Source organism: Mesorhizobium sp. M7D.F.Ca.US.004.01.2.1, assembly GCF_003997785.1.
Taxonomy (GTDB): domain Bacteria; phylum Pseudomonadota; class Alphaproteobacteria; order Rhizobiales; family Rhizobiaceae; genus Mesorhizobium; species Mesorhizobium loti.
Genome location: NZ_RZRQ01000280.1, coordinates 1 through 7,684, shown reverse-complemented (window position 1 = coordinate 7,684; position 7,684 = coordinate 1). Strand labels below are relative to the sequence as shown.

6 protein-coding genes are annotated in these 7,684 nt (G+C 63.5%); 1 reads left to right on the top strand and 5 read right to left on the bottom strand.

The window, feature by feature from the left end:
• The 5 genes from EN993_RS27415 to EN993_RS27395 all read right to left on the bottom strand — a co-directional run.
• Nucleotides 1-712: ABC transporter ATP-binding protein (locus EN993_RS27415; protein ID WP_164757839.1), on the bottom strand; the 712-nt coding region annotated here is incomplete at its 3' end.
• Nucleotides 709-1,599: an ABC transporter permease gene (locus EN993_RS27410; protein WP_245468983.1), complete on the bottom strand. Its 891-nt coding sequence runs from the start codon at nt 1,597-1,599 to the stop codon at nt 709-711. The genes EN993_RS27410 and EN993_RS27415, both read right to left, overlap by 4 nt.
• Complete coding sequence (locus tag EN993_RS27405; RefSeq protein WP_127265323.1) at nt 1,577-2,524, bottom strand: ABC transporter permease; 948 nt, start codon at nt 2,522-2,524, stop codon at nt 1,577-1,579. The genes EN993_RS27410 and EN993_RS27405 overlap by 23 nt, the downstream gene beginning before the upstream one ends.
• Before the next feature lie 52 nt (nt 2,525-2,576).
• A complete protein-coding gene (locus EN993_RS27400; protein ID WP_127265322.1) occupies nt 2,577-4,136 on the bottom strand; it encodes an ABC transporter substrate-binding protein in 1,560 nt (519 codons plus the stop codon).
• Nucleotides 4,137-4,450: 314 nt separating this feature from the next.
• Nucleotides 4,451-5,443, bottom strand: coding sequence for a membrane dipeptidase (locus tag EN993_RS27395; protein WP_127265321.1), 993 nt, complete (start codon nt 5,441-5,443; stop codon nt 4,451-4,453).
• Nucleotides 5,444-5,674: 231 nt separating this feature from the next.
• Here EN993_RS27395 and EN993_RS27390 point away from each other — a divergent pair, with 231 nt between their 5' ends.
• Nucleotides 5,675-7,675 carry a S9 family peptidase gene (locus EN993_RS27390; RefSeq protein ID WP_127265320.1) on the top strand — a complete coding sequence of 667 codons (2,001 nt, stop codon included), beginning with the start codon at nt 5,675-5,677 and terminating at the stop codon, nt 7,673-7,675.
• Nucleotides 7,676-7,684: the final 9 nt, after the last annotated feature.

Below are 7,684 nucleotides of genomic sequence, written 5' to 3'. Positions count from 1 at the left end.
TCGTGCCGCTCTCCACCACTTCGCCGGCATACATCACGATCATCTCGTCGCAGAGTTCGGCGATCACCCCCAGATGGTGCGAGATGAACAGCACCGAGCAGCCGATGTCGCGCTGCAGATCCTTGAGCAGTTCGATGGTGGCCACCTCCAGCGTCGCATCGAGCGCCGTCGTCGGTTCGTCGGCGATCAGCAGCGCCGGCTCCATCATCAGCGCCATGGCGATGGCGATGCGTTGCTTCATGCCGCCGGAGAACTCGTGCGGATACTGTGTCAGCCGGCTTTCCGGATCTGGAATGCGCACCTTGCGCAGCATGGCGACCGAGCGCGCATCCTTGTCCCGCTTCGACAGGCTCGAACGATACTGGATGTCGCGCATCTGCCGCCCCACCGAAAGCACCGGGTTGAGCGCGCCCATCGGATCCTGGAACACGGTGGCGATCCTCAAGCCGCGCAGGCCGCGCATCGCCGTGGGGTCGAGCCGGGCAAGGTCCTTGTCGCCCTCGAAGACGATCTCGCCCGATGTGATTTCGCCATTGTCGGCAAGCAGGCCGAGAATGGCGTTGATAAGTGTCGATTTCCCGCAGCCGGATTCGCCGACCACGCCGACGCTGCGATTGGACGGCACGGAAAAACTCACCTGCTTCAGCGCCTCCAGCCGGCCGCTCTCGGTGTGGAAGGCGACGCTCAGATTCTTGACCTCGAGAACCGTCATGAGCGTCCCTTCAGCCGGGGGTCGAAGAGGTCGCGCAGCGTCTCGCCGAAGAAGGTGAAGCCGAGCGTCGTCAGCACGATCGGCAGGCCGCCGGCAATCACGATCCAGTAGGAATCGCGGATGTTGGCGAAGCCGTCATTGAGGATCGCGCCCCAGCTCGGTGTCGGCGGCCGCACGCCGAGCCCGAGGAAGCTCATTCCGGCCTCGATCGCCACCACCACGGGAATGTCCATCGATATCAGGATCAGGATCGGGCCGATGATGTTGGGCAGGATATGGACACGCAGGATGCGGCCCGCACTTGCGCCCATCGAGCGCGCCGCCATGACATGTTCGGCTGACTTCAGCACCAGCGTCTGGGTTCGGATGATGCGGGCATAACCCGGTACGTTGACCAGCATCACCACCAGCACCACCGCGTAGAGGGAGGGGCCGAACAGGGTGACCAGCGTCAGCGCCAGCATGACGGTTGGAAAGCTCTTCACCGCGTCGAAGATCAGCAGCAGCACATTGTCGAGCCAGCGCGGCCCATAGCCGGCGATCAGCCCCAGCACGACGCCGACAACCAGCGACACCGCCGTCGCGCCGAGCGCGATCAAAAGCGCGACGCGGCCGCCGTACAGCACGCGGGTCAGAAGATCGCGGCCGAGATGGTCGGTGCCGAGCAGGTGCAGGAGGCTTGGCGGAGCGAAGCGTTCGGCCGGCGATATCTTGCTCGGCGCATAGCTGGTCAGGGCGCTGGCAAACACTGCCGACAGTACCACCACCGTCACCAGCGTCAGGCCGATGGCGCCCAGCGGCTCGCGCATGATGCGGCGCACGGTGCGCCACATCATGCCGAGACGGAAGCTGCGGGATGGCAGCTCAGTTGAAACTTGATCTGACACGGGGATCCAATAGGCCGACCAGGATGTCAGCCGCTACGTTGACGAGGACGAAGAAGACCGTGGTGACCAGCACGGCTCCGGAGACGATGGGGTAGTTGCGCACCGAGATCGCCTCGTAGACCAGCTTGCCTATGCCGGGGCGGGCGAAGACGATTTCGGCGAAGACGGAAGACGACAGCATGTGGCCGATGCCGACGCCGAGCAAGGTGATCGTCGGCAGCACGGCGATGCGCAGCGCGTAGGTATAGACGATTCTGTGCTCGGTCAGACCGAAGGCGCGCGCTGTGCGGATATGGCTGGCTTCCAGCGTCTCCAGCATCGAGGCGCGCACCATGCGCGAGATGTAGCCGATCCAGCCAAGGCCGACCGCCAGCGATGGCAAGATGAGGTGCTGGAGCCGGCTGGCGAGGTCGCCCGGTTCGCCGGCGCCGATCGCCGGCAACCATTGCAGGGCGACCGCAAACACCAGCAGCGAATAGATGGCGACGACGAATGACGGCACCGCGATCATCGCCACCGACAGCACCCCGATCACCTGATCGACAAAGCCGCCACGCCGCACCGCTGCGATGCAGCCAAGCGGGATGCCGAGCGCCACTGACCAGGTGATGCCGCCGACCACCAGCGCCAGCGTGAACGGAAGCTGTTCCATCACCACGTCCAGCACCGGCCGGTTCGACAGAACCTCGGTGCCCAGGTCGCCGCGCAGGACCGATCCGTAAAAGTGCAGGAACTGCCGCCACACCGGCTGGTCGAGGCCCATGCGCACGCGCAGCGCCTCCATCATCTCCGGCGTTGCGCGCGGCCCCAGCGCGACGGAGGCCGGGTCGCCGGGAATGAGGTAAACCATGGCGAACATCATCATCATGGCGACGCTGATGATGATGGCGCCAAGCCACAGACGCTTGAGGGCGTAGCGGATCATTTTCGGTACCTGTGGGACGGTCTTTGGCGGGGACGAGCCCCGCCCGCCGATATCATGCCGGTTTGAAATCGGTGAACACGGGTTCGCCATTCGGCTTCAGGCCGGCCACAAGCGTGTCTCGATTCATGATGCCGGTGACCTCATGCGTCAGGAAAACGTAATTGCCGTTCTCCTCCATCAGGTCCTGCAGCTTCTTGTAGATGACATCGCGTTTCGCCGCATCGAGCTCGACCATGCCTTCGGCATTGAGCTTGTCGAACTCCTCGCTGGAAAACCGCTCCCAGTTCCAGACGCCGATCTGGTCGCGGGTGAACCAGGCAGTCGCCCAGCTCGGGTCTGGCTGCATGGAGAAGCGGCTGACGATCATCTGCAGCTTCTTCCAGTAGTCGCCTTCCTTGGCGCCAAGCGTCCAGAAGGTGCCACTGTCGTTCTGCTTGATCTCCACGGTGAGGCCGACATCCTGCAGGTTCGACTGCACGACCTGGGCTGCGGTCAGGCGCTCGGTCTTGTTGAGAATGTCGAGCGTGATCGTCGTGCCGGCCAGCCCCTCCTTGGCGATCATGTCGCGGGCGCGGTCCGGGTCGAAATCAAAAAGGTTCTTCTCGCGATGGCCGGGCAGGCCGGGTGCGATGATGCCGGTGGCGGTGGCGGCGGCGCCGAAATAGGCGGCATCGACCACCGCCTTGCGGTCCACCGCGTACTGAACCGCGCGGCGCATGTTGGGATTGTTGAAGGGAGCGACATCCTGGTTCATGCCGAGCCAGACAAAGGCCAGCGAAGGCTTCTCCACCACTGTCGTCTTCGGCGGCGGCGTCTGCTTCAGCCGCGAGATGGAGGACACCGCGGTCCAGGTGTAATCGAGGTCGCCGGCTTCGTAGCCGAGTTCGGCCGTCTTCTCGTCCTCGATCGGATGGATGTGGATTTCCGCGAAGGCGCCTTGCTCGTACTTCCAGTCGGGATTGCGGATCAGCACCGTGCGCTGCTTGGGCAGCCATTCCTTCAGGATGTAGGGACCCGACTGGGCCACCGGCTTGACGCCCATCTTGCCACCGAGTTCGGTGATGGCGCGCTTCGACAGGATGGTGCCGGACGGCGTCGGCAAGGTCGACGTCCACAGCGGCGCGAAGGCCTGCTTCAGGTGGATCAGGCCAGACAGCTTGTCCTTGACCTCGACCTCCTTGAGCGTGGCCCAGTCGCCGGAATAGGGGCTCTTGTTGGCGGGGTCGGCGATGCGTTCGATCGAAAACTTGACGTCTTCGGCCGTCATCTGGCCGTAGCCATCGGTGAAGCCGATATTGTCGCGCAGCTGGAAGGCGACGGTCAGCGGATCGAGCTGCTTGATCGTCTCTGCCGCCATCGGCCGCCAGCCCCAGCTGTCGCCCGGCGTGGTGACAACGAGGCCGGCGAAGATGACGCTGGTGATGTCGCCTTCAGGTGCTGCCAGCCGGAAGCAGGGGTCGAGCGTCTGGATGTCGGCATAGGAGCGCACCTTCAGGATCGGACCGTCGCTCGACCAGGAAACCCGTGGATTGACCATTGATGCGAGACCAAGGGCGCCGGCTCCGGCAAGCAGGCTGCGGCGGGAAACCCTAGTGTCGGCTAGATTGGACATGCTCTACCCCTCTGCTGTTTTTCGTAGTCTTGTTTTTCAGGCCGCTGGCCATTCTCCAAGCCGGGCCGAATGTGTCGTTCGGCTAAAACTGCTAATAATAGACACACATGTCTAGCGAAAATTTTGCCGGCACGTCCGAATCTTGGATACGGACGATCTTGCGGAAAATCTCGACATCTGTTCCGACCCCGCCGGCGCGTCGACTTTGGCAGGCGGGCGGGCGAAATGTGATCGCCCACATGGCGCGGCCTGGCCCGCCATTCGGTGGGATCTGGATCAAGTGCTGAGGCGGAGATGCGCCTCTCCGCCGCCGGTCACTTCCAGATTTCAGCCGCCAGGCGCATGAAATTGCCGCCCAGGACGTCGCGCACGGTCTGCTCGGACTGGCCACGGCGGAGAAGAACCTCGGTCAGTTCGCGCATCTGACCTGGAGCCGAGTAGCTTGTCGCCCCCTCCGGATATTCGCTCTTGGGCCAGAATTGCGGGTTGTCGGAAATGATGCGGTCAATGCCTTTGAAGTCTACCGGAAAGGCGTAGTCCAGTCCGATGCCGACATGATTTGGACCAACCAGATCGACGAGATATTCGATGTGGTCAGCCAGCCTGTCCGAGTCCGTCCGTCCTTCTCCCAGGAAACGATTGAGCCCGACGATCGCGACGATGCCGCCGGTGCGCGCGCAGGCCTTGATCTGCTCGTCGGTGATGTTGCGGCCATGGCCGCACAGGGCCTTGGCGTTGGAGTGCGAGAAGATGACCGGCCTGTTGGAGTACTCCATCACCTCCATCGAGGTGCGGTAGCCGGTGTGAGTGACGTCGACGAACATGCCGAGACGGTTCATCTCGTCGATGACCTGGCGGCCGAACGCCGTCAGGTTGGTCTCGACATCGTGACAACCGCCGCCGGCGAGGTTGTTCCTGTTGTAGGCAAACAGGATCTGGCGGACGCCCAGATGGTGATAGAACTCCACCATCTCAATGCGGCCGTCGAGCGCGTTCATGCCCTCGATGTCGAAGGTGATCGCCAGTTTGCCCTCGAGCTTGGCCTTGCGGATTTCCGCGACGGAGGAGACCAGCGTGTAGTGCTCAGGATTGGCAAGGATCCAGTGGCGGAAATTCGCCAGGGTCCGCACTGTCTGCTCCCAGGGCAACAGGTCGAAGCCGACATCGATCGACAGATAGTTGATGCCGGCGTCACGCCAGATCTGCAGATTGTTCAGGTCCGCGGCTGGGTCCGGCATGAAGCCGGAATGCGCATCCCAAATGATTTCACTGTCGAAAATGGCCTTGGCGGCAGTCGAAACGCTCACTTTTCCTCGCTCTCTCGGCAACACCAACACGACGGAAGACCGGATCAAGCGGCGTTCCGGACGTGCGATTCAGATGCAGTGCGCATCAAGTATCAGGCCACAGACACATGTGTCTAGACAGTCCGGAATGAGCCTGTATGGTCGCCGTCGCTGCCATTTGGACAATGCGGCGCGGCTCCAGCGAATGGATGCGCGACGGGTCCTGAACGCATCCTTGTGTGAGGGTATTCGATGCAACGGGATTTTCGCTCGTCAGTGGAATTCGAAGCCGTCCACAGGTTCTACAGCGATCTTCTGGGCGCACCCGGACATGTTTTCGGCGGCCGCTCGCTGTGTGGTCATCAGGGTGCTGGGCAGCTTTATTTTATCGGCCAGAGTTTCGAAGGACCGATCGAGGGCGGAACCAGCAGCAGGCTCTACCAGGTCGAGCGCGGCAGTGGCGCGATCAAGCGCCTCAGCGACAGGGAAGCGCGTCAGATCCGCTTGTCGCCCGACGGCAGACTGCTGGCATTCGCCTGCCAGGGTGAAGGTCCTGCGACGGACCTGATCGAGACGAGATCAGGCGGCGCCGTTGTCGCGAGCGTCGCCTTGCGTGGGCGCATCGAGCAGATTGACTGGTCGCCGGACGGCAAAAGGCTTCTTCTCGTGGTTGCCGGCGCCGCCGCGGACCTTGCCGGCATCCATGGCGGCTACGCCCAGAAGCAGCCCGCTGAAGCCGAGGCCTGGCTGCCCGAGGTGCGGCTCGGCGAAGGCGAGGATTTGTGGCGCACCCTGTGGATATGGGATCTTGAGGGCGCTGCGCGCCAGCTCACGGCACCGCCGTTGAATGTCTGGGAAGCAAGCTGGTCCGGCAAGGACAGCATCGCGGCACTGGTCAGTGATGATCACAGCGAAGGCAGCTGGTACAGGGCGCGGCTGGCACTGGTCGACGCCGGCTCGGGTGAGGCACGGATCGTTCACACGCCGCGGGACCAGATCGGCTGCGTCAGAGGCAATCCGAGCGGCGACAAGGTCGCGTTCGTGCAGGCCTTCTGCAGCGATCGCGGACTGGTTTCAGGCTTGCTTTCCATTCTCGACGTGACGACGGGCGACGTTGCAACGGCGGACACGCTGGGCATCGATGTGACGTCGATCGAATGGCGCTCGACGACGACGATCCATTTCGCCGGCGCGCGCGGTCCCGAAACGGCAAGCGGAGATTTCTCACTCGAGCGCTCGGTTGCCACGCAACATTGGGCGTCGCGTGAACTCACCCATGGCGAGTGGGTGCCCGCGTCCAGTCCGATCGGTGACAAGGGCTCGCTGTTCATCGCCGAATCCTGGTCGCGCGCCCCGTTCCTGGCCGAAGAGACCAACGGCACAATTGTCGAACTGGCCTCGCTGGCGGCACAAGGTGCCGCCGGCGCCACGGCACCGTGCGGCACGACCGAGCCGGTTGAATGGACCGCGCCGGACGGGCTGAAGATCCAGGGCTGGCTGGTGCGGCCACAGGCGGTCACCGGCCCGACACCGCTGCTGGTCGATGTCCATGGCGGCCCGGTCTCCGCGCACCGCAACCGCTGGCTTGGCCGGTCGCGCGCCGGCGCCATTCTCGCCAGCCGCGGCTGGACGGTCCTCTTCCCCAACCCCAGGGGCAGCACCGGACGCGGCGACGACTTTGCCCGCGCGGTGAAGGGCGATATGGGCGGCGCCGACGCTCAGGATATCATCAGCGGCGTCGACGCGTTGATCGAGCGGGGTCTGGTGGATGCCGCGCGCGTCGCCGTGACGGGCACCAGCTATGGCGGCTTCATGTCGGCATGGCTACCTTCGCAAAGAGATCGTTTCGCAGCGGCGATACCGATCTCTCCGGTCGGCGACTGGTACAGCCAGCACCGGACATCGCAAATCCCCGAATTCGACGAGATCATGCTGACGACGTCGCCATGGGAATCCGGTGGTGACTATTTTTCGCGAAGCCCTGCCTTCCACAAACAGAAGAAGATCGTGCCGACGCTGATCATGGCCGGCGCCATCGACAAGAGCACACCGCCCGGCCAGGCCGAAGAATGCCATTTCGCGGCGCTGAGATCGGGGGCGCCGAGCGCGCTCGTCATCTATCCGAATGCCGGACACAGCCTGCGCGGCTATCCCGAATACATCGATAGCGCCGCCCGCATTCTGTGGTGGCTGGAAAGACATGTCGGTCCAGCCAACGGCACCGGACCATCAGCAAAGGGAGACCAGGGATGAGTTCAAACG